Source organism: Treponema sp. R8-4-B8 (genome assembly GCF_054786175.1).
The window spans coordinates 1-445 of record NZ_BDHE01000407.1; the positions used below are offsets into that span (position 1 = coordinate 1).

At 51.5% G+C, this 445-nt stretch carries 1 pseudogene; it reads left to right on the forward strand.

What is annotated here, in order from left to right:
* Positions 1-377: pseudogene (locus ACYVRA_RS08985) on the forward strand (hypothetical protein); the annotation flags it as partial.
* Positions 378-445: the final 68 nt, after the last annotated feature.

Sequence of the window (445 nt, forward strand, 5' to 3'; positions counted from 1 at the left end):
TTCTTTATGAAAAAGGCGTAAAACGCTTATTTTTCAAGATTATAAAGAAAATAACTAAGGGGGTTATTGGGAAAAAGGTAATTTTTGTAATTTTACTTGCGGGGCTAAGCGTTTGCGTTTTTGCCCAGAACGGAGTGAGAAAAGAATTCACCGGAACGGTGGAATTAAAATACGCTGGAGCGGCCGATTATACAGCCGCAACTTCGGGGGCGCAGGTAAAGGCGGACACTATTGTTTCCACCGGATTTACAAGCACCGCCTTGATTGAGGTGGGAAGCGTAATAATTGCCGTGCGTCCCCCTACCCGCCTGCCCCTTACGGAGATTAGCGCTTCGGCGGGGACGGAACTTGTCAACATGAACCTCGAAGCTGCATGAGTCAAGGGGGCCCCGAAACCGCCCGCCCGAAGCAGCGCCGCGTCTACCGGCACCGGCTCTCACGCACC